At 45.9% G+C, this 26,660-nt stretch carries 20 protein-coding genes; 5 read left to right on the top strand and 15 right to left on the bottom strand.

Features of this window, described 5'->3' with window-relative positions; genetic code table 11:
• Nucleotides 1-5 precede the first annotated feature (5 nt).
• The 6 genes from AC58QM_RS15470 to AC58QM_RS15445 all read right to left on the bottom strand — a co-directional run bounded on the left by AC58QM_RS15470 (nucleotide 6) and on the right by AC58QM_RS15445 (nucleotide 8,554).
• Nucleotides 6-1,097, bottom strand: coding sequence for a CgeB family protein (locus AC58QM_RS15470; RefSeq protein ID WP_497285407.1), 1,092 nt, complete (start codon nucleotides 1,095-1,097; stop codon nucleotides 6-8).
• Nucleotides 1,091-1,978: a dTDP-4-dehydrorhamnose reductase gene (rfbD, locus tag AC58QM_RS15465; RefSeq protein ID WP_497285405.1), complete on the bottom strand. Its 888-nt coding sequence runs from the start codon at nucleotides 1,976-1,978 to the stop codon at nucleotides 1,091-1,093. The genes AC58QM_RS15470 and rfbD overlap by 7 nt, the downstream gene beginning before the upstream one ends.
• Nucleotides 1,975-2,976 (bottom strand): dTDP-glucose 4,6-dehydratase, encoded by a 1,002-nt coding sequence (rfbB, locus tag AC58QM_RS15460; RefSeq protein ID WP_497285403.1) that lies wholly within the window; start codon nucleotides 2,974-2,976, stop codon nucleotides 1,975-1,977. The genes rfbD and rfbB overlap by 4 nt, the downstream gene beginning before the upstream one ends.
• Nucleotides 2,976-3,695 (bottom strand): sugar phosphate nucleotidyltransferase, encoded by a 720-nt coding sequence (locus AC58QM_RS15455; protein WP_497285402.1) that lies wholly within the window; start codon nucleotides 3,693-3,695, stop codon nucleotides 2,976-2,978. The genes rfbB and AC58QM_RS15455 overlap by 1 nt, the downstream gene beginning before the upstream one ends.
• Before the next feature lie 214 nt (nucleotides 3,696-3,909).
• A complete protein-coding gene (locus tag AC58QM_RS15450) occupies nucleotides 3,910-7,272 on the bottom strand; it encodes a WIAG-tail domain (protein ID WP_497285400.1) in 3,363 nt (1,120 codons plus the stop codon).
• A 91-nt stretch (nucleotides 7,273-7,363) separates the two neighbouring features.
• Nucleotides 7,364-8,554: a glycosyltransferase family 4 protein gene (locus AC58QM_RS15445; RefSeq protein ID WP_497285398.1), complete on the bottom strand. Its 1,191-nt coding sequence runs from the start codon at nucleotides 8,552-8,554 to the stop codon at nucleotides 7,364-7,366.
• Between the two features lie 216 nt (nucleotides 8,555-8,770).
• Between AC58QM_RS15445 and AC58QM_RS15440 the strand changes: the two genes are divergently transcribed.
• Complete coding sequence (locus tag AC58QM_RS15440) at nucleotides 8,771-9,871, top strand: YheC/YheD family endospore coat-associated protein (protein ID WP_497285396.1); 1,101 nt, start codon at nucleotides 8,771-8,773, stop codon at nucleotides 9,869-9,871.
• Nucleotides 9,872-10,310: 439 nt separating this feature from the next.
• On the opposite strand, the gene nagZ is transcribed toward AC58QM_RS15440, so the two are convergent.
• Together nagZ and AC58QM_RS15430 are read right to left on the bottom strand one after the other, a co-directional pair.
• The gene (nagZ, locus tag AC58QM_RS15435) at nucleotides 10,311-11,612 is read right to left on the bottom strand and encodes a beta-N-acetylhexosaminidase (protein WP_497285394.1); all 1,302 of its coding nucleotides are present in this window, start codon (nucleotides 11,610-11,612) and stop codon (nucleotides 10,311-10,313) included.
• Between the two features lie 77 nt (nucleotides 11,613-11,689).
• Nucleotides 11,690-11,986 (bottom strand): transposase, encoded by a 297-nt coding sequence (locus AC58QM_RS15430; protein ID WP_497285392.1) that lies wholly within the window; start codon nucleotides 11,984-11,986, stop codon nucleotides 11,690-11,692.
• Nucleotides 11,987-12,189: 203 nt separating this feature from the next.
• On the opposite strand from AC58QM_RS15430, the gene asd reads away from it, so the two are divergent.
• Together asd and AC58QM_RS15420 are read left to right on the top strand one after the other, a co-directional pair.
• Nucleotides 12,190-12,978 carry an archaetidylserine decarboxylase gene (gene asd, locus AC58QM_RS15425; RefSeq protein ID WP_497285390.1) on the top strand — a complete coding sequence of 263 codons (789 nt, stop codon included), beginning with the start codon at nucleotides 12,190-12,192 and terminating at the stop codon, nucleotides 12,976-12,978.
• A 30-nt stretch (nucleotides 12,979-13,008) separates the two neighbouring features.
• Nucleotides 13,009-14,268, top strand: a complete 1,260-nt coding sequence (locus tag AC58QM_RS15420) for an MFS transporter (protein ID WP_497285389.1) — start codon at nucleotides 13,009-13,011, stop codon at nucleotides 14,266-14,268.
• A gap of 100 nt (nucleotides 14,269-14,368) precedes the next feature.
• Here the strand turns inward: AC58QM_RS15420 and AC58QM_RS15415 are convergent, their stop codons facing one another.
• Both AC58QM_RS15415 and pdxR read right to left on the bottom strand, forming a co-directional pair.
• A complete protein-coding gene (locus AC58QM_RS15415; protein ID WP_497285387.1) occupies nucleotides 14,369-15,811 on the bottom strand; it encodes an NAD-dependent malic enzyme in 1,443 nt (480 codons plus the stop codon).
• Between the two features lie 118 nt (nucleotides 15,812-15,929).
• Nucleotides 15,930-17,396, bottom strand: a complete 1,467-nt coding sequence (gene pdxR / locus AC58QM_RS15410) for a MocR-like pyridoxine biosynthesis transcription factor PdxR (protein WP_497285385.1) — start codon at nucleotides 17,394-17,396, stop codon at nucleotides 15,930-15,932.
• Between the two features lie 138 nt (nucleotides 17,397-17,534).
• Between pdxR and AC58QM_RS15405 the strand changes: the two genes are divergently transcribed.
• Together AC58QM_RS15405 and AC58QM_RS15400 are read left to right on the top strand one after the other, a co-directional pair.
• Nucleotides 17,535-18,119, top strand: coding sequence for a GNAT family N-acetyltransferase (locus tag AC58QM_RS15405; RefSeq protein WP_497285383.1), 585 nt, complete (start codon nucleotides 17,535-17,537; stop codon nucleotides 18,117-18,119).
• A 159-nt stretch (nucleotides 18,120-18,278) separates the two neighbouring features.
• On the top strand, nucleotides 18,279-19,589 hold the full coding sequence (locus AC58QM_RS15400; RefSeq protein ID WP_497285381.1) for an aminotransferase class I/II-fold pyridoxal phosphate-dependent enzyme: 1,311 nt from the start codon (nucleotides 18,279-18,281) through the stop codon (nucleotides 19,587-19,589).
• A gap of 67 nt (nucleotides 19,590-19,656) precedes the next feature.
• Here the strand turns inward: AC58QM_RS15400 and AC58QM_RS15395 are convergent, their stop codons facing one another.
• From AC58QM_RS15395 to AC58QM_RS15375, 5 genes are all read right to left on the bottom strand, one after another.
• Entirely contained in the window at nucleotides 19,657-20,694 is a 1,038-nt protein-coding gene (locus tag AC58QM_RS15395; protein ID WP_497285379.1) for a protein-glutamate methylesterase/protein-glutamine glutaminase, read from the bottom strand.
• 2 nt (nucleotides 20,695-20,696) lie between these two features.
• Entirely contained in the window at nucleotides 20,697-21,512 is an 816-nt protein-coding gene (locus AC58QM_RS15390; RefSeq protein WP_497285377.1) for a CheR family methyltransferase, read from the bottom strand.
• A 69-nt stretch (nucleotides 21,513-21,581) separates the two neighbouring features.
• Complete coding sequence (locus AC58QM_RS15385; protein WP_497285376.1) at nucleotides 21,582-23,894, bottom strand: methyl-accepting chemotaxis protein; 2,313 nt, start codon at nucleotides 23,892-23,894, stop codon at nucleotides 21,582-21,584.
• 13 nt (nucleotides 23,895-23,907) lie between these two features.
• Nucleotides 23,908-24,402 carry a chemotaxis protein CheW gene (locus tag AC58QM_RS15380; protein ID WP_497285374.1) on the bottom strand — a complete coding sequence of 165 codons (495 nt, stop codon included), beginning with the start codon at nucleotides 24,400-24,402 and terminating at the stop codon, nucleotides 23,908-23,910.
• Between the two features lie 50 nt (nucleotides 24,403-24,452).
• Nucleotides 24,453-26,411 carry a chemotaxis protein CheW gene (locus tag AC58QM_RS15375; protein ID WP_497285372.1) on the bottom strand — a complete coding sequence of 653 codons (1,959 nt, stop codon included), beginning with the start codon at nucleotides 26,409-26,411 and terminating at the stop codon, nucleotides 24,453-24,455.
• Nucleotides 26,412-26,660: the final 249 nt, after the last annotated feature.

The following is a 26,660-nucleotide window of genomic DNA, read 5'->3' as shown; positions in this document are numbered from 1 at the left end:
CCCTTCTAGGCAAATACAATGTCTAACAACTTAACTAAACGATTTGCGAACGAATGCTCCATTCGCGTTCTTCTCATCCCATTAATTGCAATACGCAATCGCTCTTCCTCATGAATTAAATAATGACTTAATTTATGAACAAGCTCTCCCGTATGATGGAAGGTTTCGATTTCAGATCCGGGTCGATAGTGCTGTTCCAGATCATGGCGAAAATCCGTTATTTGCAAGGTTCCACATCCCGCGATCTCATAGGTTCTCGGATTAATGGAATATCCCGGTATATTTCTACTATTTTTATTGTAGATTTCATCGTACGTAAGTCGGTGAATATTCAGGACGATTTTGGCACCATTATAATACTTCACTGACTCTTCGACCGGAACCCCACGCAGATTAATCCCTTGTTGAAGCAGCGCGAAATGATCTAATCGATCCCATAGTCCCCCGGCAATGACCACTTTTTTCCCTATTAAGAAAGGGGCTAACTCGTTGAAAAGGGCAATTCGGTTAGGAAAGCCCGTGCCTATAAAGCAGATATCGCTTCGGTAGTTAGGGCTAATATGCTGAGGTTTAAACACAGTTGGGTTAGCCGCCAAAGGCAAGTAGTGAACTTGCTTGCAGCCTATCCCCTGATAGAACGGTACACATGACATTTCATGCGTGAATACATAATCATAGTGAGGGGCTATTGCGGGTGTCTGATCAGTAAAATAGGGATCATCCGCAAACCAAATGGCGGTTCGAATCCCCATCTGTCTTACTTGATCCACATGATTAGCATGATCACCAGGGAAAACATGAAGCCCATTCATGACAAGCACCAGATTTGGTTTAAGCTCATTCGCTAATCGGAGCATATCCGCAGCCGTGGCTGTGTATAAAACGCGGACTGTTTGTTGCAAACCATGAATAATGCCATTGTCAATGGCATCGAAGATACCTTGAACAATAAATAAAACGCTAGCTTCTCTCAGCGGTATGGGCGCCGGATAGCAGGTGTCTAGGGCGAATTGGCATCTGCCCATACGATAGCCACTTTCTCGGCCAGCCTGAAAACCTTGACTGCGTCCTTCCGCGATGCGATTACGAATTACCATGTATCTTTCACCTTCTTTGCCTTAACAGCTGTCTCGTAGTACTCAACTTGTAGAAAGAAATCAAGTGCGGATTTCCAATCTCGCATAGGCGCAAACCCACTGGACTGCATGGCTTTGTGCACAAATGCCGTATACATCGGTCTTTCAGCCGGCGCTGGCGGAAAAGCGTGGGTGGGCACAGCTTGGAGAGAAATATGTGCCATGCCAGCCGCTTGGAGGATATGCGTGGCGAATTCGTATCTGGAACATACGCCTTGATTCGAAGCATGATAAAGTCCATAGTGATCTGTTTCAATCAGTGATCGAATAAAAATGGCCAGATCCAAGCAATAGGTAGGGGAACCAAACTGGTCATCCACAATGGAGAGTGTTGAATTTGTGCGTGCTTTTTCCAACACTTTAGTTACAAAGTTCGTTCCCTTCTGGCCATATAACCAAGAGGTTCGTACAATAAAGTGCCTTCTGCATGTCATAGCAACGAATTTCTCTCCAAGTAGCTTGGATTGCCCATAGCTATTGAGCGGATTAGGCATATCCGTCTCTTCATAGGGACTTTGCTTCGTGCCATCGAACACATAATCCGTGCTGACATAGACGAGCTTAGCTCCAACGATTAAGCAAGCATTCGCTAAATGAAGGGCGCCTAAGGCATTCACTTGATAGGCAGCTTCCTTCTCGAATTCAGCTTTATCTACGTTGGTATACGCAGCAGCATGCACGACAACGTCTGGCCGTTCGATTAATATTTGCTGCATAACTTCGTGTTCTTGACTCACATCCAACTTCGCCTTATCCCATGCGATTACCTCATGCAAAGGGCTCAGCACACGTTTAAGGTCATACCCAAGCTGCCCGCCGGCACCCGTAATTACGATTTTCAAGTGGGATCAGCTTCTTTATCTTCACGGTACGAACCATCTGCAATTCGGGCGTACCACTCGCTTTCTTCCAAATACCAGTTCAACGTCTTTTGAAGGCCGCTTTCAAACGAATAAGCCGGCGTCCACCCTAATTCGCGACGTATCTTCGAGCTGTTGATAGCGTATCGCCGATCATGTCCAAGCCGATCCGTTACATAGTGAATCAAGGATTCTGGCTTGCCCAACAACTTCAAAATTCGCTGAACGACCTCCAAATTCGTCCGCTCGTTCTGACCGCCAACGTTGTACACCTCACCAGGCACGCCAGCTGCAATCACACATGCAATGGCAGAACAATGATCGTCTACATACAACCAGTCTCGAACATTCAAGCCATCCCCATAGAGGGGAATAGTTTCATTTCGTAGTGCACGGGTAATTAAGAGTGGGATTAGTTTTTCGGGAAATTGACGGGGACCATAATTGTTGGAGCAGCGTGTTATCACGGCTGGAAATCCATACGTTTCGTAGTAAGCTCTTACTAGCAAATCAGAGCCCGCTTTACTAGCTGAATACGGAGAATTTGGTGCAATTGGTGTTTCTTCACTGAAGGCTCCTTCAGCTCCAAGTGATCCATACACTTCGTCTGTGGAAATATGAATAAACTTCTTAACTTGAGCTTGACGAGCGGCTTCAAGCAAAATTTGAGTGCCAACTACATTTGTCTTTACAAAACTACCGGGGTCATGAATACTCCGATCTACATGCGATTCCGCTGCAAAATGAACAACCACATCGACTCCACGCATCCATTTCTTCATGAGCGTCGCATCACCAATATCACCATGAACAAACTCATAGCCGCCTTGCCCTTCTAACATCCTGGTATTGTCCCTATTTCCTGCATATGTGAGTAAATCGACATTGATCACATAATCCTCGGGATGATGCTTCTTCCAATAATGAATAAAATTACTTCCTATAAATCCCATGCCACCAGTTACTAGCAACGATTGCATTAGTTGAACTCCTTCCTAACTAAAAGAGTGGCTTGAAAGAGCGATTCATGTGTCCCCGCGTCAATCCACCATCCCTTCAGAAACATATGAGAAAGTGCGCCTGAAGCTGCATACACATTGTTAACATCTGTGATTTCCATCTCGCCTCTGGCTGAAGGTGACTGTGATTTTACAATGTCAAAGACAGTAGAGTCATATAAATAAATCCCCGTCACGGCGAAAGGAGAGTTTGGTTGCTTCGGCTTCTCCTCAATGTACGCTATATGCTCGTTTTCCATCATCGCTACACCGTATCTACGAGGATCTTCAACTTCTTTCAGTAACACCATGGCTCCCTCACGTTGTTGGTTATAGGAATGAATGATGGGTTGCAGCGGGTCTTGGAATAAGTTATCTCCTAGAATAACCACGAACTTCTCACCCTTCTCCACAAAATCCTCTGCCAAAGCCAAGGCTTGCGCAATACCACCTGCTCGATCTTGAATCTTGTAAGTCAAATTAGCACCGAAACTGTCTCCGCTGCCCAGATAATCTACATATAAGCCGGCAGATTGTTTCCCCGTGATAATTAGAATATCTCGAACACCTGCCTGACATAGCTTATCAATCGCATACTGAATCATGGGCAGATCTCCAACTGGAAGCAAATGTTTATTAATAAAGTGCGTCAAAGGGCGTAACCGACTTCCTGTTCCTCCTGCAAGTACAACGCCTTTCACAAGTCATCCCCCTTCACGGTCTGTTCATCAGTTAGATATGGTGCATAGTCACATCCATTTCTACTATCATATGCTATGGTGATAGACGGAAATTGGACGAACATCACTAAAACGAAAATTGGTCATCTATCTATCAGGTACCAAGAAAAAAAAAAAAAAACGGTAGTCTCGCATTGGGTGCGAAACTCCGTTTTCTTCAATACTTAATCGATGATTAATTGGTCTTACCGATGGCAATCCAATTCACAGTACCTTGTTGATCAGGTGAAAACTTGGCTCGGATAATGGACAGTACCGCGCTGCCTGTAGACTTTTGACTAACGATGACATAACATGCTGGATGATTCGTGATGGCTGTTAACACATAATTCGTATTCGCATATTCCTCATCAAATTGGAGAACCAGCTCGATGGTTTCATCCTGAATCTTCATAACGAAGGGCTCTAGGCCAAATTGTTGCAACACATTTCTTTGCCCAGAAGAGGTCCGCACAACACTATCTGCCAACTTCTTCACGCTAATAGACGCATCTGCTACATGTTGATTCGTGATTGCCCCCGCTTGCAGCTTAGTTCCATCAACGCTGCCCGTTGCGAGATGAAAATCGGTTACCGCTCCTTGTGCCAGCTTATAGCTGTCTACACTGCCATCAGCCAGCTTAGCTGTAAGGATTGCACCATCACTAATTTTGTCGCTATCCACACTGTTAGCGGCTAGCTTCGATCCTGTCACAGCCTCATCCGTCAGGTGCTCCATACTCACCGTACCCCAGACGAGTTTACTTCCATCCACACTTTGCAAAGCTAGCTTATCACCAGTGACAGCTTCGTCTTGCAGGTGCACACTTCCAATCGCTTTATCGGTAATCTTGGAACTGTCTACACTGCTATTTTGCAGCTTCAACCCATCAATCGAACCCGGAGCAAGATGGCTGTTTGTCACAGAACCTAAGGAAAGTTTTAATCCATCAATGATAAAGTCTGATAAATGCTCTCGTTGAATCGCACCATAAATAATTTTAGAGCTATCAACGCTGCCAGATGCCAGCTTAGAGGTATCTATCGCTTGATCAGCTAAATGTTCACTGTTTACAGCTCCTTCTGCCAACTTCGTTCCATCAATGCTGCCTGGCGCCAATTTGGCACCGTACACGGCGTGATCTGCAATATGATAGTTGTGTACAGAACCGGAGATCAATTTGCTGCTGTCTACCGAGTTTACAGCTAACTTTTCATTGTCAATAACGCCGGCCAGGAGATGCTGGTTACTCACAGAACCATGCGCTAGCTTCGTTCCGTTCACCACGCCTAGCGACAGATGTTCGTCTGTTATTGTACCAGGCAAGATTTTCGAGCCGTCAACACTTCCATTCGCCAGCTTGGTACCAACGACTGCTCCTTCTGCCAAGTGATCACTATTGATCGCGCGGAATGCCACCTTCGAACTGATGACTGAACCATCAGCCAAATGCCGTGCAACAACCGACCCAACAGCCAGCTTGCTGCCATGCACACTTTCATTGGCTAATTTCGAAGCCGTGATTGACCCATCAATAATGTGCTCGGAATTGACCGCTTTGTTCGAAATCTTGGTACTAATTACACTGCCATCCGCCAGCTTCTCTGAAGTCACTACTTCATCTTCTAGCTTTGTGTTCGTTATCGCGCCATCTTCAATGACCCTCGTAGTCACCGATTCCGACTGTAGCTGTGATGAGCCTACTGCACCTCGCGCAATCTTCTCTCCCGTGACTGCAGCGTCGGCTAAGATTTCTGTGGTGATTGCGTTTTCCTGCAGTTTACTCCCCACAAGACTTCGATCTTCGAATACATCCAGGGTGATGGAGCCTTGTGCCAAGTGATCGGAAGTTATCGACCCTGGCTTAATATGCGTACCTTCGATAATTTCATCTTGCAAATGGCGGGATTCAATGGACAGCGGCGCGATTTTCGCCGTTGTTACAGCTTCCTCAGCCAGCTTACTTGTCGTAATGCTTTCTTCTTGTATATGTCTCGTTGTGATGGCTTCGTCTGCAATATGATTGCGATGAATCGCGTGCAAGTCGATTTGTTTCTCACCAATTGCTCCTTTCGCAATGTGACCCGCAGATATGATCTCTTCCTGCAAATGAGCGGCGAGAATGGTACGGTAAGCAATTTTGTTAGAGGTGATGCTCTCGTCCTTTAGCTTGGAATTGACTACACTTCCCTCTGCCAATTTATCTGTAATGATGGATCCTGCAGCAATCTTGGAGCTGGATACCACATTTTCATCCAGATGCTCAGTCCGTATCATGTGGGAACCAATATGTTTGGCGATGATGGCACCTTGGGCAAGTTTATCCGCAGTAACCGCCCCGTCTTGCAATTTACTGCTGGAAATAATCAGATCATTCAAGTGGCCAGACTCAATAGCTTGCGGTATGATATGTCTGCTCGCTACAATCTTCTCACCTAATTTGGCAACGGTAATCGCTCCATCTTGAATGAGCTTCGCGTCTATAGCGCCTTCTCCAATATGTTTAGTCCGAATTGCTTGATCAGCGATGTGGTAACTGGTTACCTCCGCACCCTCAATATGAATACCTCTCACAGCGGATTGTGTGATATGAATCGAATCTACGGCTTGCGGAGCAAGCTTAGCACCTGTCACAGCCTGATCAGTGAGCTTATCACTGGTAATCGAGTGAGTCCTTAGATGATCTGTTTGAATACTCTCAGCTTGAATATGGATCGAACTGATACTGTCCGTACCCAGTTTATCTTCTGTCACTGCACCTTCTCTAATTTTCGCAGAGGTGATCGCAGCGTCCATGAGCTTAGCCGTATCAATAATATAATTCGCCAAATGCTTCGTCTGTACAGCACCGCTAAGAATTTTATCCGATGTGATGGCTTGGTGATCAATCAATTCACTAGTAATCATCAGTTCAGATAAATGTTGTGGCAAAATGGCGCCGTCCGCCAATTTCGTGGCGTCTACCGATTTATCTGCAATTTTGGCAGTTGTAATGGAGCTATCGAACAGTTTCCCACCAGACAATGTGTTATCTTGAATTTTATCCCCTGCGATGCTGTTTGGTGCTACATGTTCATCATGGATGGCCTGGTTGGCAATTTTTGGGCGGGTTACGCTAGCCTGGGCAAGCTTGGAATATTCGATGGCACCATCCTTGATGGATCTGACACCAATGCTGAACGGTTTTATCTTCGTTTCATCTATCGAGCGGCTTGCAATTTTATCCGATGTTACCGCTTCATCAACAATGTCATCTGTATAAACAACGGGGTCAACGAATTTCCCTGTTTTACGCTCCGTTAATAACAAATCAGGTGTGATCTGCTCAGCAGCCTTCGAGACATGCAAAACTTTGCTTGACTCTGTCTTGTCTGTCTTCTCTGTCTTGTCTGTCTTCTCTGTCGTCAAAGATGGGTTGGCTTTCACGATCAGTTTGGGTTGCTCAACCACTTTGTCTTGCTTGATTGGTGCCTCATCCAGCCATTTTAATTCGTTCATATTGGAGTTCACTTTGTGCACGTTCGCTTTCTGGGTGGTGCTACTCTTACGCTTATTCATATGACTCCTCTCCATTCGCCAAGATTTATCATTGGTAACATATTCATTCTGACCTTAATAAGTACATTAGCCCCCAAAAATGTGCGCTAACCTAGACAAGAGCCGTTGCCTTTAACATTTGGGTGTACAAATCTGACCTCACCTCAGCAGCTCTTTGCCACGTAAACAAGTTATCGACCCTTTTTATGCCGTTTTCTCCCATCTTCCGCTGCAGGCTTTCATCTTTTAATAACCGTAGGATACGCTCTGGGAGTTCTGTTTCAATGACGTCCTTCTCTACTAGATAGCCGGTTTTACCTTCCTCCACAACCTCTTGTATGCCACCTATTCGAGTTGCAACAACGGGGACACCTGTAGCCATAGCCTCTACATTCACAAGACCAAACGCTTCGTTTCCAACGGAGGGGGCAACAAAAACATCCGCAATACGAACCCATTTCGGCATATCTTGATGCTTCACATATGGAATAAATAGCACATGTTTAGGCATCGTTTTCGCCGTTTTAACTAATTGCCTTACATAGGCTGTCACTCTCTTTGATCCATAAAATGCACTCCCTACGATAACAAGCTTGGCGTTTGGTTCACTCTTCACAACAGTTTTCATTGCTTTCAGCAGATGATGCACACCTTTCTTAGGTATCAATCTCCCCACATATAAAATAATTTTGCGATGCTCGCAATCTAGTCCTTTGCGCATTTCATTACGAGATTTGATGCCTTCATCCGACCATTTGGACGTGAATTGCGCAATATCAACACCTAAGTAATGCGTAACAATTTTATGAGCAGCATTCGGCACTTTTTTTTGCAAAAATCGTTTAAGAAAGTCGCTGTTAACAATAATGACGTCAGCATCACGCAAACAAACGGTTAACGATGATTTAGATATATATGGTTTTGTAATAAATGACGTAGAGTGGAGGACGAGACTTATTATGGCATGAGGATTTCGTTTACGAAGAAAGGGCAGGAAACGCGGCCGATTATCCACTTGAATAATGCCAGGACTTAGAGCAGAGATTTTTTTACCTACCTGTTTGATATAGGCGGTTTGCCCCTGATAAGGTACTCGCTGATACGATACACCACGTTGGATATCCTTCCAAGGTTGATAGGATACTTTCCGTCCTAGTACCACGACAGGCATACTTTTCACCAATTGCTCCCCTGTTTTCTGAACCACTTGCTCAACCGAGCTGCTCGTTCCAGAAGGTATAGGAAAGGATCCTGGTGTGACAATGACGAGACGGTTTGATTTGGGCTGCCGTTTAGTCTTCAAGTTCTAAACCTCCTGGATTCAATGGGCTAGGCTCCGCCCCTTTTCGCTGCTTCTTCTATACATATGCGGATAAAGTGGTAAAGCATAGGCTACTGTCCTTGTTTGACAAGAAAGTATCAGCGTTTGTACAAACAAGTAGCGTTCTTTTTCCATAAACTAAGAGTGATTCCGTCTTCGGCAAATAGGCAAGCCCCAATGAGAGAGGGAGTGAAGTCAATGAGTAATCCCTATGTGGGTATTTTAGTAAACGATTCCTTGTACGCAGGTATTCCTCTAGGGAACACACAATACGAAGCCATTCGATTTTACGAGGATGCCTGCAACCTCTATGGCCTTACCCCTTGTTATTTCCGAATTCATGATGTTCATATGAAAACAATGAAGGTACATGCCTATGTAAAGGATGGCCAACATTTCAAAAGAAAATGGTCAGATCTCCCTAAAGTCATTCATAATCGCGCTATTTATTTGGACTCTTCATCAGCCAAAATTTTAGAAGCATGGAAACAGCAGGGTGTTACCCTCTTTAATCATTGGAACCGCTATAGCAAGATGCGCATACATGAAATTTTATGGAAAAATGAGAGCATTCGCCCCCATCTCCCCTGCAGCTTTCCCGCCACAATTGAAAATGTGAAGGCCATGATGGACTCGTATGACACACTCATTATCAAACCGACCCATTCCAGCATTGGGCGCGGTGTGATGAAATTATCGCGTCAAGGTAACGTGTGGAAACTGCTCTATCCCCTTAATTTAAAACTTACCAATCGGAGTTGGCGAACACTCAAGTTCCGCCATCACTTGCCAGGCATTCTTCAAAGGCGAATACTTAAGGGCAAATATATGGTTCAAGAATGCCTGCCGCTTGCCACCGTAGATGGCGCTCCCTTTGACCTTCGTATTTCCGTTCAGCGCGGGACCGATGGAGCATGGGGCGTGACAGGCATCATCGCCAAAGTGGCCGCCCATAAGCATTTCCTAACGAATGTCGCGCAAGGCGGGCGTGTCATATCCTTATCTGAAATTCTGAGCAGCCACTACCCGCAGCTTGATCCAGACGCTGTCTGCCGACAGATGACGAAATTCGCGCTCCAGGTCGCCCAGCACCTAAGCACAGAATTGCCGAATTTGGCTGATCTAGGATTGGACATCGCGATGAGGGATGATGGTTTCCCTTTGTTTATCGAATGCAATGGGAAGGATCAACGTTACAGTTTCCGTGAAGCAAATATGCAAGAATGTTGGAGAGCCACCTATTTTAATCCCATGGCCTATGCCAAATTCATCTTAGACGGCGGCACGCCCCCGTGCTAAGAGCCAAAAAACACCGTACCCCCGAGCATTAACTCGGGGGTACGGTGTTTTTTCGTGAGGATGAGTGGTGGAGAGAGGGGAAGCTTACCGTGCTACTTCTGAGCGGCAGTGGCCTCTTCCACTATGACTACTTCTATCCGACACTCTCTGGCACTTCCACTAGGACTACTTCTATCCGACACTTGCTGGCTCCCACCCTGCCACATAGGCCAATTAGCTGGAAAAAGTCCAGTTATTTTCGCCATTTTCCATACTTTTTGATGATTAGATGGAAATTCTACAGTTAATTCCCATCATTCTCCCAAGTCGAGACGAAAAACGAGAAATTAACTTCCTATTTTCCAGTTATTTCATATAAATACTAGAATCGCTCGAAATTAGCTGTATATTTTCCAGTTATTCCGAGATCAAGAGACTTACAGCCAAGCCGACTTCCATCTTATTTCGCGCTAAGCGGAGCCAGCACACGCTGCACCTCAGCGTTTAGCTGCTTCGGATCCGGCGCTGTCACCGAAATATCCTGAAGCTTGTACTTTTGCTTCAGCTTATAGACTTCGGCCACACTCTGGTCGATCGTGTCCAGCGGAATCCGCCCTGCTTGCACAGCGGTACGCAAAGCATTAATAACCGCAATCGCTTTCTGCGGATCGTGACCGACCATCACGATATTGGATCCCGCCAGCACAGATTTCACAGCAGCTTCTCCCATTTCATAATTTTCCGCAATAGCGCCCATTGTCATATCATCGGTCATAATAAGGCCCTGGAAGCCAAGCTCCTTGCGCAAAAGATCCGTCATGATTGTCTTCGACATCGAGGCTGGGTATTTCGTATCTATTTTGGGCAGCAAAATATGCGCAACCATAATGGCATCCGCCTGATGCTTAATCGCATCTGCAAAAGGGATCAGCTCAAGCTTTCGCAGACGAGCAAGGTCATTTTGAACAACAGGCAAGCCAATATGGGAATCTACAGATGTATCGCCATGTCCCGGGAAATGCTTTACCACCGGTACGACCTTCATCTCTTGTATACCATTCATCATCGGAATACCGAAGCTGCTTACGAGTGTTGCATTTGCACCAAAAGAGCGATCACCGATAACCGGATTATTGGGATTACTATTTATATCCAAATCAGGCGCAAAATCCATATTAAGCCCATAGGCATTTAGTTCTTTTCCGAGCAATTGACCGATACTGTGGGCCAGTTGCGTTTTACCGGATTTCCCGATCGTCTGACTAGTCGGTGTTTTCGTAATTTCTTCAGGCAAACGCGTTACCCGGCCACCTTCTTCATCCACCCCAAGCCAAAGCGGGAGCTTGTTCACGGTATTCGTCTTTTTCAACTCATTGACGAGTCCAACTAGTTGATTAGTATCCTTCACATTCGGTTTATACAAAATAATACCGCCTACATGATAGGTTGTAAGCAAGCTCCTTGCTTCCTCATTCATCGTGTAACCATCGATACCTGCAATAATCATTTGACCCAGCTTCTCCTCCAAAGACATCTTTGGAAGACTTATGGAAACTACTGGGGTAGGAGATGGCGTAACTGTACTTGTTGGTGTAGGAGTAACAGTTGGATGGACCGACGGCGAGACACTCGCCTGCGGTGTACTGGAAACAGGTGATCCACTTGGCTGAGCTTCATGTTGTGACGTACATCCCGTAATAAAAAGCATAAGTACCCCTACGCTTCCAATTCGACGCATGGTTTTGAATAACGCTCGTTTCATATAATCGCCTGCCTTTACATTCACAATCCACTCTATAGAGTAGACGCTCTACCCCTAGAATTCGTTGAATTATCGCTTTACTCACTGCGAAGCTCTTGCAAGAAACAATGCCACATCACATAAATGCCATAGGCTCCTAAATAGGCACCTGTGAATAGAAATAGCTTGTTTGTAAAAATAACATGGATATTCGTCATGAAAACCGTATCATCCCGAAGGATCTGGTACACGTTCACAGCGATGATTGAACCCAAGACATAAGCGCACAACACAGCTGCACCTGCGAATACAGCTTTGAAAGATTGTAGTACCCAAGAACTGCACAACATAACTAGTGGAATCAAAATAACAAATAAAACGATTATAATCGACATTGTCGCTTTCACCTCTTCAACAGCATTGACGATTTTGCTGTCGAAAATACAAAAATCTTCCGCGCTTTATCAATGGATTTGTACAATCGGCAATTGATTCTTTTACCTTTCTGTGGCAAGATTAGCGAAGAACCGCTAATAGGAAACTTTGGCCGAAAACCCAAGTCCCTCCTAACCAACGAATGAACAGGAGTTTATGATCTATGTCTAAACCTTTTTTCCGATTACTGACCGAATTGTCTTCACGCAAATGGGTTTCTCAATTGACTGGTGCCCTTGCCCGTTCCAAAATAAGCCGGCTATTTATCCCTCGGTTTGCCCAAACCTATGGGATTCCTATTGAAGACGCTGAGAAGCATATCAAAGATTATAAATCCTTGAACGATTTCTTTACTCGCCGATTGAAACCAGGTTTGCGCCCGATCCACGAAGATACGACCCGCGTTGTAAGTCCTGTTGATGCCATGATTACAGGTATTGGCGACATCAAAGAGGGCCAAATCGTCAATGTCAAAGGTCAAGACTATACCATTGATGAGCTGCTTAACCGCTCACCGCGCACAGTCAATTACAACAACGGTTTTTATTTCGTTTTGTACTTGAGCCCAACTGACTATCACCGTATCCATTCGCCAATTTCAGGTGATATTCTGGAGAAAGAGCATGTCCTCGGGAAAGTGTATCCGGTAAATGAGTTTGGTTTACGTCACATGAAGCGCGTGCTTAGCCGCAACGAACGATTAATTACCTTCATTCAACATGCAACCGGAGAAGTAGCTGTCGTTAAAGTCGGCGCACTGAATGTAAGCTCTATTCAATATGTATCACCGCTTCCGAATAAACTTGAACGTGGTCAAGAGCTCGCCTATTTCGAGTTCGGTTCTACGGTCGTTCTGCTATTTGAAGATGGCATGTTCGAACCACGTACTGATCTTAAGTTAGGCTCCAAAGTAAAAATGGGCGAAGACATCGGACGTTTTTTAGACACCTAGTCGGGGATCAGAACCTGAGAGGAGAAAACCATGGCATCCATTTCAACAACGTCTCCTAAATCTAGCTCGAAGAGCTTGCAAGGAACAGGAGATATCAAACCTACGGTTTACCGGATTTTATTCGCAATCGGGCTAGTTCATTTGCTGAATGATTCCATTCAATCTGTCATTCCAGCTATTTTTCCCATTTTAAAAAGTGAAATGGGGCTTAGCTACACGCAAGTCGGCTGGGTGCAGTTCGCCATTAACTTTACAGCCTCCATTATGCAGCCTGTTGTCGGTCTCTACACGGATCGGAAGCCATCTCCTTACATATTGCCCATTGGGATGACATCGACCTTAATCGGGATGCTGCTGCTTGCTTTCGCTCATTCTTATTGGGTTGTGCTCTTGTCTGTCTGTTTTGTCGGACTAGGCTCGGCTGCCTTCCATCCAGAAGGTTCACGTGTGTCACACATGGCCGCTGGAAACCGTAAAGGCTTAGCCCAATCGATTTTCCAAGTCGGCGGCAACGCCGGGCAATCCTTGGCTCCGATTATGACCAAATGGATTTTCATTCCGCTGGGATTGTTCGGATCTATCTGGTTTACCGGTGTCGCGGCTATCGCCATTGCCGTTCAGTTGTACATAGCACGCTGGTATAAGGTTGTCCTTCAGGAAGCGCCTGTGAAGGCCAAAACTGTCGTAAAACGTGTGGTTAATCCGCAGCGGCGTAAGCAAGTCATGTTCGCAATTAGTGTATTGATTTTCCTTGTGTTTGTTCGTTCTTGGTACGGCGCAGCAATGAGCGGCTACTTCGCTTTCTTCCTTCAAGATACGTATGGTATCTCTATTGACCGCGCACAGAATTTCATTTTCTTATTCCTAGCGGCTGGAGCTGTTGGCACGTTCTTTGGCGGACCGATTGCAGATCGCTTCGGTAAGCGTAATGTCATTTTCTTTTCCATGTTAGGATCTGCACCTTTCGCTTTATTACTGCCGCATGTGTCCGTTGCTTGGGCGTACGTGCTGCTGGTTCTTATCGGTGTCATCCTGTTATCCAGCTTCTCTGTTACCGTCATATATGCGCAAATGCTGTTCCCTGGCAAAGTCGGAACCGTATCCGGCCTAATCACAGGATTAGCCTTCGGTCTTGGCGGTATTGGCAGTGTCGTATTAGGCAACCTGTGTGATGCCATTGGAACCACACGCGTAATGGAGCTATGTGCATTCTTGCCTCTACTTGGGATCCTTACTTTCCTGCTTCCGACAGACCGTAAGCTGAAAGAATGGACAGAAGAACATGCGTAAGAATTAGCAATGATGCGACTTGCAAATTAGATCATACAAACCAACAAAAAAAGCAGTTCAGGCACCACGCTGGATCAGCGTTGTACCGAACTGCTTTTTTCTATGAATCGTGATGAGCTTCGTGTCCCTCACGTTGACTCCGACGTCGAGCGACACCAGATTCATACGCTGCTTCCATAACAGCTTCTCTGACTTTCTCAACAACCGCATGGTTGAATACGCTCGGAATAATATAGTACTCATTCAGCTCGTCCTCACTGACAACAGCTGCAATTGCCTTAGCTGCTGCAAGCTTCATTTCTTGCGTAATCTTCGATGCACGGCAGTCCAAAACGCCGCGGAAGATACCTGGGAAACAAAGTACGTTGTTGATTTGATTCGGGTAATCCGAACGTCCTGTCGCCATAACGCGGACATAAGGCTCCGCTTCCTCTGGGGTAATTTCTGGCGTTGGATTGGCCATCGCAAACACAATCGGATCTGCGGCCATACGTTTCACATCTTCTTGTTTGAGCACACCTGGTCCTGAAAGACCGATGAAAATATCTGCACCCGAGATAACATCTGATAACGTTCCACGTTCTTCATTAGGATTCGTGTTCGCCGCATACCAATCCCAAGCAGAATTCGTATACGTCTCTCCACGCACAATCGCTCCCTGACGATCTACACCAATGACATTCGTAACACCAGCTGAAATCAGCATTTTGGTACAAGCGATACCAGCGGCCCCGATACCTGTGACAACAACCTTACAAGATTCCAACTGCTTGCCTACCAGCTTAACTGCATTCAGCAGCCCAGCTAGAATGACAACAGCCGTTCCATGCTGATCATCGTGGAAAACAGGAATATCAAGCTCATTAATCAAGCGTTCTTCAATTTCAAAACAACGAGGCGATGAAATATCCTCCAAGTTAATTCCGCCAAAGCCTGGTGCAATTGCTTTTACAGTACGAATAATTTCTTCCGTATCTTGCGTGTCCAAACAAATCGGGAAGGCATCTACGCCTGCCATTTGTTTAAAAAGCATCGCTTTCCCTTCCATGACAGGCATTGCCGCTTCGGGACCAATATTACCAAGGCCAAGAACGGCTGTACCGTCTGAAACAACAGCAACGGTATTTCTTTTAATTGTTAAGGAATGTGCTTTACTTGGATCTTCATGAATTGCCATACAAACCCGGGCAACTCCTGGGGTATATACGCGGGACAAGTCGTCCCGATTCTTAATCGGTACTTTAGGGGTCACTTCAATTTTACCGCCCAAATGAAGCAGGAAGGTCTGGTCTGACACGTTGATGATGCGAACACCTGGAATGCCCTTCAGTACTTTCGTAATCGTTTCCGTATGCTCGGGATCACTAACTTTGACTGTAATATCACGTGTTGTCGTCGTTTTGCTAGCTCTTGTGACGTCAATCGCCACGATATCTCCGCCTGCATCGCCAATGGCTGTTGCAATTTTTCCAAAGGTTACGAGCTCTTTATGTATTTCCAAACGCACGATGACACTTGTGCCCCCACCATTTAATCCTGCCATACTAAGGATCACTCCTACGAAAATAATTTAATTGACCACATGTTAGATGATATCATACAACCTATTGCAATCAAAGCAATCGCCCAAAAGACTTCTTTTGCGCACTGATAGAGACTTTTTATGGTTTGTAGATCGAACGGAGCCGGCTGACACCTTGCCTGATCTCGGCTTCCGTCAAATGAGCAAACCCGAAGCAGGCTCCTGCTCTCCCCGCAGGGAGCGCATAGTTACCAGCGTCCGTCCATGTCACGCCGGCCGCGCGACACGCAGCTGCATACTCATTGTAGGAGAGCAGGTCTCCGCGCCACCAACCGAACAGATGCAGCCCGCTGTCACTGTCCACCCAGTCGAAGAGGGTGGACAGCTGCTCCTGCAGCAGCGCCTGCAGGAGCAAGAACTTGCTCGCGTACACCCGCCGCATGCGGCGCAGGTGTCGCTCGTAGCCGCCGCTCGCCATGAAGGCGGCGAGCGAGCGCTGTTCGAGCAGCCCCGTTGGGTGCGGCTCGTATAGCCGCTTCGCGGCTGCAAATGCGTCGTGCAGTGCCTCCGGCAGCACGACATAGCCGATGCGCAGGTCCAGCAGCATCGTCTTAGAGAAGGTGCCGATGTAGACCACTCGGCCCTCTTGGTCCAGCACCTTGAGCGGCTCTATCGGCCGCCCGCGGTGCCTGAACTCGCTGTCATAATCGTCTTCGACGATGACAGCTCCTTGCTCCGCCGCCCAGCGCAGCAGCTGCTGGCGGCGCTCCAGTCCCAGCACCGCCCCCGTAGGGAATTGGCGGCTGGGGGTCACGAACAGCAGCCGGGCGTCCCACGGCTGCGGGATCAGCCCTTGCTCGTCCACCGCCGCGTGGACGGGCACACCGCCAGCCGCCAGCACCGCGCGGCTGGCGCCTTGATACCCGGGGCGCTCCAGCACCACGGGATCGCCCGGGTTCACGAGCAGTTGGGTCAGCAAGGCGATCGCCTGCATCGACCCATTGACGATGACGATGCGCTCCGGGAGCGCATCAATGCCTCGCATCCGCCTTAGGTGCAGCGCTATCGCTTCGCGAAGCGCGTAGTGCCCCTCAGCGATGTGAACGTCCTCATGCGGCGACTCCGTCATCCGCCGCACCTGCTCGTACATGCCGCGGTTCCATTGCTCCCGCGGGAATTGGTCCATCTGCGGCCGCGCCACCACGAAAGCAATCTCCGCTTCTGCGAACTGACCCGCACGCTCTTTCTCTTTCCTCGACTCACTACTTCCACCGATCTCGGCTTCGCTCACCCTAGTGCCCCATGCCGACAATTCAATAGTCTTCCCCGTCTTCGCCTCATGCATCACTTGACCGTCAGCGTAAACGACGAAGGTCCCCCTTCCAATATCTGCCTGTAAATAGCCCTCAGCGATCAGCATATCATACACTTGATTAACTGTACCCCTAGAAATACCAAGTTGATCAGCCAATTCTCGACTAGCTGGCAATTTGGTGGACATCTTCAGCTTATTTCCGACGATTTCATCGCGAAGCGCGTGATACAATGCTGCATATTTACTTGGATATCGTGTAAGGTACGCTTGAAAAGGCAAATAGATAGCCATCCAACCACATCTTTTCCTTCTAAATTGGTACATATAAATTAAGTCATATTGGTTCTTTTTATTAATCCAATTATACCGTATGCTAACTAAAATCACATTACATTCATTCACAATTCACAGGTAAGGAGAAAATGAACAATGAATCTACAGCCACCTATTCTTGAAGGAACGCGTGTTACCCTGATTCCCCTACATGAATCCCATATTCCTGGCCTGACGGAAGCTGCGAATGACCCTGCTATCTGGACGAACATTATGACGCCCCTGCTGAGCCCAACTGAAGTCATCACGTTTGTTGAACAAGCGCTGAAGGAACAGGAGGCACAACAAGGCATCCCTTTCAGTGTGTATGACCGGCTTACCGATACGATTGTCGGCTGTACGCGACTCTTTGATATCTCCGTTCCTCATCGGAATATGGAGATCGGGCATACCTGGTACAATCCTAGCGTATGGCGCTCACGCGTGAATACAGAATGCAAATATTTGTTGCTTCGCTATTGCTTTGAATCTCTGAACCTGCTTCGTGTTCAAATCAAAACAGACCTTCGCAACGAACGCTCCCAAGCAGCTATCGCACGTCTAGGAGCCCAGAAGGAAGGTATCCTCCGGCAACATCGTGTCATGTATGATGGTTATGTGCGAGACACCGTCATGTACAGCATCCTCGACAAAGAGTGGCCTCAGGTCAAGCAACGATTAGAAGGCTTTTTAGACAAATAAACCAAGAGCAAGTGACTGGGATGGGATCTTCCAAGGCACTTGCTTCTTCTTTCTTATCGTTTCGTAGAAAATTTATTTAGCGCAGTGACGTGCAGGTGTGAAAGTGATATAATAACTGGGAAAAAATGAATCGCTCATTGGAAGGAATGACCCAATCTTATGAATCCTTTGGCAAGTCAGTTAAACGAGACCCTGCAACGTGAAAATTCTCACGTACATGACATGCTTTCTGCATTAGGTAAATCGATTTACTTCCCGAAAGAAGGCATTCTCAGCCAATCGGCTGAAGCGAAGACCAAAGCTAAGAAATTCAATGCTACCATCGGTATTGCAATCGAAAATGGTCAACCCATGCATCTGAAGGTCATTCAAGATACACTCTCCACTTACAATCCTAAAGATATATATGAATATGCTCCACCTGCTGGTAAGCCTGAGCTTCGTACTGCTTGGCGCAAAAAAATGCTCGAAGAAAATCCGGGCATTGGCAACAAGCTTATCGGTAACCCGATTGTAACGAATGCGCTGACGCATGGTCTAAGTATCGCTGCTGATCTTTTTGCAGACGTTGGTGATGCGGTTATTATTCCTGATAAAAATTGGGAAAATTACGAGCTCACTTTCGAGATTCGCCGCGGCGCCCAAATCGTGAACTACCCGCTCTATAACGAACAAGAGCGCTTTAATTCCCAAGGCTTGCTTGATGCGCTTCTCGCTCAGAAATCCAAAGGCAAAGCGATCGTTGTCTTGAACTTCCCGAACAATCCTACAGGCTACACGCCTGATGCAGAAGATGGCAATGCTATCACAGCGGCGATCAAAGAAGCTGCAGAAGCAGGTATCAACGTCGTTGTCCTTACTGACGATGCTTACTTCGGTCTTTTCTTCGAAAATTCGTTGCATGAATCCTTATTCGGTCAATTGGCTGACCTGCATCCTCGTGTGCTTGCGGTCAAAATCGACGGGGCAACCAAAGAAGAGTACGTTTGGGGCTTCCGTGTAGGTTTCATCACCTATGCGGGTCAAAGCGATGCACTTCTTGCTGCGCTTGAACAGAAAACAATGGGGATTATCCGTGCAACCATTTCCAGCGGACCGCATCCTTCCCAAACTTTCGTGCTTCATGCTTTGAATTCACCAGAATTCAAAACTCAAAAGCAAGAGAAATACGACATCATGAAAGGTCGCGCGAACCGTACGAAGTCCATCTTGGACAGCGGCAAGTTTGACGATGCATGGGGCTACTACCCGTTCAACTCCGGCTATTTCATGTGCTTGAAGCTCAAAACTGTTGATGCCGAAGCTTTGCGCGTACATTTGTTGAATCAACATGGTGTAGGTACAATCGCGCTAGGCGAGACAGATCTGCGCGTTGCCTTCTCTTGCATTGAAGAAAGCAACTTGGAAGAGTTGTTCAACATCATTTATCAAAGTGTTAAAGAAATAGAGACGGTTGCCGCGAGCAAATAAGGCGAGCACCACGAAGAGCACCTATTAACCATTCGGTTAGAAGGTGCTCTTTTTCATGCAGAACCCTTTATAACAAGGACACAAGCTTTCTCGCCATTGCATGCAAGGATATCTCCTGCTCTACGGCTCCAAGGTTATAGGCTACCTTTGGCATACCGTACACAATGGAAGTCTGTTCATCCTGCCCGATTGTTCGTGCCCCCTTGGATCGCATCTCCAGCAGTCCTTTCGCGCCATCGCTCCCCATACCCGTGAGGAGTACACCTATTGCGCGTTTACCCAGAACCTCTGCAACCGATTGAAAAAGCACATCTACTGAGGGACAATGACCGCTAACCCGCTCCCCCTCCACACATTCCACTTGATAATTAGCGCCAGTTTGCTTGACGCGCAGATGCCGATTGCCAGGCGCAACCAGCACCTGACCAGGAACAATAAAGTCACCGGATTGTGCCTCTTTCACAGCAAAAGGTGTCACTTTATTCAGCCGTTCAGCGAACATTCTGGAGAAGTCTGAGGGAATATGTTGCGCGATTACAATGCCGGGCATTTTGGGAGGAAGCTCCTGCAAGATGGTCCTAATCGCTTCTGTCCCGCCGGTAGAGGCGCCTATGGCGATTACACGATAACTTGTTTCCGCCAAAGAACGAACATCCTTAGGGAGCGCAGCTGTTTGCACCAACGGCTTGGGTACAGATATGCGAGCGCCGACAGCCAGTTTGATCTTGATTTTGATTTCTGCAATAAATTGCTCCATCCTTAATGCTGAGTTCGATTGCGGCTTTACAACAAAATCTACAGCTCCAAAATGCAGCGCGTCCAACACCGCTTTATCCACCGTACTTACCATAATGACTGGCAATGCAACCTGCGGCAGCAGCCTGCGAATAAATTCAATGCCATTCATTTTGGGCATCTCAATATCGCAGGTCATCACATCCGGTTCCAGTGCCATAATTTGATCTCTCGCATCAAACGGATCTACCGCTGTCCCAACGACCTCAAAGCTAGGATCCGCCGCGAGTCCCTCTGCCAGCAGTCGGCGATAAATCAAGGAGTCATCCACGATTAACACTTTAATTCTTCTAGTTGGCTGCACCATCATGGCTACTCCTTTCGATAGACAGCTGGCATGATATATCGCAAAGGAGATTCTGTTCGTGGAATGGACTCTGAATGACCAATAAATAAATATCCGCCTTTTTCTAAGTTTTGATAAAATTTATTGATCAATTCCATTTTCGTTTTGTGATCAAAATAGATCATGACATTTCTGCAAAAGATCGTATGAAATTTCCGCTTAAACGGATAGTAGGGCTCCATTAAGTTAAATTGACGAAACGTTACTTCCCGCCGAATAGGCTCGATTATTTCCGAGAATTGCGAGTCAATTCGCGTTACATATTTCATTTTCCAATGTATGGGAAGCGATTGTAAGCTGTCATTCGTATAAATCCCTGAGGAAGCTGTTTCCAGTACTTTTCTGGAAATGTCTGTGGCTAATATATTTTTATCCCATTGACGCTTATCTGACTGAAAGAAATCATTCAGAAGCATCGCCAGCGTATAGGGCTCTTCCCCCGTTGAACAACCCGCGCTCCAGATTCGCAAGTCTCGATCCGTAATCGTCTCACGCAGATAAGGTAGTACCTCGTTTTTTAAAAACTGAAAGTGCGGCTGCTCTCTCATAAAAAAAGTATGATTCGTCGTTATGCGTTCAAGCAATGTATCGGCAGCCCGCCCAGTCCGATCATTGATTAAATACGTATAGTAATCTCCGAAAGATGCCAAATTACGCTCAATTAACACATGATGGAGTCGCCCGGTTAATAATGATTGTTTGTCTTCTTTAATGACAATCCCATAGTTTCTGTGGATATAGTCGGTTAGTTGTGTAAACTCATCTCTGGTAATTGTAAGCATATCAACGAGCGACCTCCCTCGATATATAGAAGCGGAGGAAGCTTCTTCATGAGCCCCTCCGCTGTAGCTTTAATATTTGCCGAATTCTCTATCACTTAAAACAATTTTATATCGATTGCTGGAAGCCGATGTTGCGGCAACCTCCGCTCGAGCTGACTTCATCGCATTTCCTCTGCGTGTATCGTAGGTCTGTACAGGGAAGATCGATTCCTCCTGTCCACGTAATATGGAGGAGGCTGTCTTCTTGAGTTTGAAACGCCCCACCATCTCTTTCAGCATTTCAGCTTGTGTAGACAGCTCTTCACTAGCGGTAGCACTTTCTTCCGAAGAAGCCGAGTTCGTTTGCGTAACCTCCGCAATAATCGAAATCCCTTGATTAATTTGGGTAATCCCTGTAGCTTGCTCACTAGAGGCGACAGCAATTTCTCCAACCAAATCTGCAGCTTTTGCGACATCTTCTACGATTTTATTGAGTGCCCCAGCGGTCTCATTAGCGATCTTCGTACCATCCTCTACCTTACGAATGGAACCTTCGATTAACACCGTCGTCTCTTTGGCCGCATTCGCCGATCTTGCCGCCAAATTGCGCACTTCCTCCGCTACAACAGCAAACCCTTTGCCATGCTGACCTGCACGCGCTGCTTCAACTGCCGCATTCAATGCCAGAATATTGGTTTGGAAGGCAATTTCATCAATCACTTTAATGATTTTAGAAATATTGCCGGAGGCTTCATTCATTTCCACCATGGCTTTCAACATATGCTGCATCTGTTCATTGCCTTGAACTGCATTGATCTTGGCTTTTTCAGCTAATGCACTCGCTTCATTCGCACTCGATGCATTTTGTTTCGTCTGAGCACCAATCTCCTCTAAGGAAGCTGTTAGTTGTTCAATCGAGCTGGCTTGTTCCGTTGCACCTTGTGAAAGCAATTGCGCTGTTCCCGATACCTGTAGAGAGCCAGAAGCAACTTGTCCTGCGGTATTGTTCATCTCATGCAAGAGATCATTGAAAGAGAAGACAACGTGATTGAGAGAAGTCTTGATGGATAGGAAATCCCCACGGTAGTCATTTCTAATCTCTACGTCCATATCACCGTTTGCCAGTTGTGTCATGACTTCCGAAATCTCAGAAATATAAGATGAAAGGGTTGTAATCGTATCATTTAATACATGTTTGATCTTGGCATGATCCCCCTTGTAATCCCCCTTCACACTCGAAGTGAGATTACCTTTAGACATCTCCTCAAGGACGAGAGAAGCTTCTTGAATAGGTGCAATCATCGCATCAATGACTCCATTGAGTCCGCTTACCATTTTAGCCCAGTCACCAGTAAATCGACTTACGTCCCCACGTTCATTCAATAACCCCGCGCGCGATGAATCAATTAATCGGTTAATTTCTTGACTAATATCTTTTAAATGCTTACGCAGCAGCTCAATATTCTCGTTAATAAAAGCTTTTTTCCCTGGGAACTGTTCCAGCTTCGCCTCAAAGTTGCCTATAGCGAACTCGGCGACACAAGCCATAGCCTTCTTCTTCACCGTAATATGGCCTGCCACCATATCATTAACGCCTTGAGCCATTACTTTATATGCGCCAGCAAACTTGTCCGTTGGAATAATCACATCAATATCACCAGCTTCATGTTGACTGGACATGTTGTTCATCTCGCTGATGAAATTTTTCACATTCGTTCTTAAGCGCTCCACCGTTTCGTTGATGAAAGCCTTTTTACCTGGAAATGTCTCTAACTCAGCTTCGAAATTCCCTTTCGAGAACTCATCCACACAAGCCATAGCCTTCTTCTTCACAATAATATGGCCTGCCACCATATCATTAACGCCTTGAGCCATCACCTTGTACTCACCCTTAAATTTGTTCACGTTAACAACGACATCAATGTCACCTGCGTTATGTTCTTTGGACATTGTGTTCATCTCAGCGAGCAATTCCCGCAGGGTGTCTACGGTCTGTTTCATACTTTTACCAAGCTCATCCTGATCGGACTTAATCTGCACATTGACCGTGAGATCGCCTTGTGCAATTTTTGCTGCATCCCACGTTTGTTCTTGCATGCTGACAGCCACTTGTGCGACTGCTGAGGTTAACTCCGTGAATTCGCTTGAAGCAGTACTATCAAACCCAACACGCAGATCGCCTACTGCCATTTGCCGAATAACATGACTAAGACGGCTTATCGGCTTGGTTATCGAGCTCGCAATGAGCTGGCCCAGAAGGATAGACAGAATAACGACAGTTCCTAGGATAGACAGATCTGAAACTTCAAAAAATGCTCGCATGACAGTTCCAACGGCAATAATGCTACCAAAACCAATAAACAATTTCATATTTACCTTTAGCTTTGCTAATCCTGTGAACATGCGTAACCGCCCCCTAGTGTATATTGGCCAATTGTTCTGTAATGTCGTCATTCACAATTTGATTACAATCCAGAAGCAGCTTCACATCCCCTGCTACCTTCCCTATTCCTTTGATGTATCGACTTCGCCCACCATTAACATCCGGAGGCTGGACAATGTCATGATCTGGGATCATGAGCACTTCTGCAACACTATCCACGATAAGCCCAATAGATAAATCGGCGATATCTATGACGATGACACATGTACGATCGTTGTACGCTCGAAATGCTTTCTTGAACCGCAAGCGCATATCCATGACCGGAATGATCTTGCCTCTTAAATTAATGATGCCTTTCATGTAATCAGGAAGCTCAGGGACCTCTGTAATCGGCTGCATACCTATGATTTCAGTAACAAATCGAATCTCAATCCCATAGGTTTCGTTACCTAATGAAAAAGCAAGGTACTTTCCTTTTTGCGTGTCTTCCTCCTGCTCTCGTACCAACAGATCATCCTTCACTTCCATTGTCCCCACTCCCCTTGCGTTCTACAGAACACTTGTACATTGGATTCTCATCATTTGTTTAATTCCGCAATATCCAAAATTAAGCTAATATTCCCATCCCCAAGCAGCGTGCACCCTGCAATTCCGCCAATGCGGATCGTTCTTTTTATATAGGTAGGCAGTGACTTTACAACAACTTGCTGTTCACCCAAGAGCTCATCTGCGAAAAGACAGAGTACCTTCTCCTTATCTTCCACAATCACAATAATGCCTTCCGTAAAATTTGTAATCGGTGTCTGCACCTTAAAACAGCGATGCAAACGCACAATTGGCAAACATTGCCCTCTCAGCATGATCATTTCATGACCATCTGGATCTGCAAGGAGATCAGATTCCACAGGACGGAATGATTCCTTTATGACGGATGTAGGTATCGTATAGCGCGATGCACCAACACGAATATTCATGCCATCAATGATGGCCAGAGTCAGAGGAATTTTGATGGTAACGGTGATTCCTTCACCCTCAACACTGTCTATAGACACGGAGCCGCCAACCATTTCAATATTCTTGGCAACAACATCCATGCCCACGCCTCTGCCTGAGAATTCAGAAATCTCCTCCTTCGTAGAAAAGCCTGGATGGAAAATAAGTTGATAAATCTCTTTATCTAGCATCTCATCGGCAGATCGTAGAAGAATATCTTTCTCCAGTGCTTTGCGCAGTAGTTTTTCTTTATTCAACCCCTTCCCATCATCTTTCACAATAATCAATACGTCACTTCCTGCGTTCTTCGCTTCCAAAGTAACGATTCCAATAGCAGATTTACCGCTTGCTAGCCGTTCATTTTTGTTTTCAATCCCATGATCAATCGCATTTCGCACCAGATGCATCAGGGGATCTGAAATTTGTTCGATAATTGTTTTATCAACCTCAGTCTCTTCACCTAGAATGCGCAGCTCAACCTCTTTATCCAATTTTCTAGACATATCACGGACGACCCGATTCATCTTGTTAAATGTCGCTGTTAAGGGAACCATGCGTACGGACATGACGACATCCTGAAGTTCTTTTGTAATTTTGCGTAAATGTCTAGATGCCTTATGAAAATTATCCAGTTGCAGCTGATCTAGATCCGGATTTTGTGTGACCATGGCTTCAGCGATGACGAGTTCCCCAACCAGGTCCATGAGTTGATCCAGCTTGGCAACATGTACTTGAATGAGACTTGCTCCCGTCGCTTTGACTGAAGGATTTGAAGTTTGAATCTCATCTTGTTCCATTCCAACTAGGGGACGTTCTTCCTCTTGGTCAACTAACGTTGACTCCCGCTTTACGACCTGAAGCTCCAATTGCCGTAAAAAAAGCGTATCAGCCAAATGGATATGTACTTGTTCATATGTATGTACCGATTGAAAAACAAGATGAAAACCATGTTCACGAATATATGGAATGGTTTCTTCATTCTCTAGAATATCTTTGGGGATATAAGAGAAGTTGTCTGTGATCGCATGAAGCTGGTGGATCACATTATAGGCACGAATATTCTCCATCTGACAGTCTTCCTCGAAATAGAGAATGGCTTCATAGCTGTGCAGTGAGGGTGTTGAGACATGCAAATGATGTTGAAGCCCAAGCTGTTTTAGATCATGCAAATAGTCGTGGAGACGTTCAATGATGAAGCTGGCTTCCCCATCTACAGGAGAGAACATTTTGACCTTATCGATCTCTCTTTTTATCCAATCTGTACTTTCCAGAATTACATCCGAAAGCGAGAAGAAGTCCATTAGCTCGACTTGCTCTGCTCTCAGATAGGCAAATACATCCTCAATCGCATGGGCAAGAGCAGCAATTTGTGTGTAGCCCATCATGGCCGAGGATCCTTTAATTGTATGCATGATCCTGAATATTTCATTAATTGCGTTGAGGTTAAACCCATGTAACTTCTCACCAGCAAGCACAAGCTGCTCTAACTGTTCCGTGAGTTGTGTCGTTTCGAAGACATACATTTCTAGCAAGGAGTCATTCATAGCATGATTAAGTATCCCAATCACCTTCTAGTTGAGTCATTAAAAATGTGTATTTCCTCTTGGAAATATCTCCCGATTCATCACTTAAAGTAGATTTTTGTTTAAATATGTAATATATATTTTACCTATGACTATAATCGGGATAAAAAGATAAGTAAATAGATATAATTACCCATGATAGATTAGTTCTATATGACTAATGTCATGTATTTTCTGCAGAAATACAGGGATTTTCGCGCAGTGCATGTG

It is taken from the genome of Paenibacillus sp. J22P165 (assembly GCF_059692015.1).
This window is presented reverse-complemented; position numbering and strand designations above follow the sequence as displayed.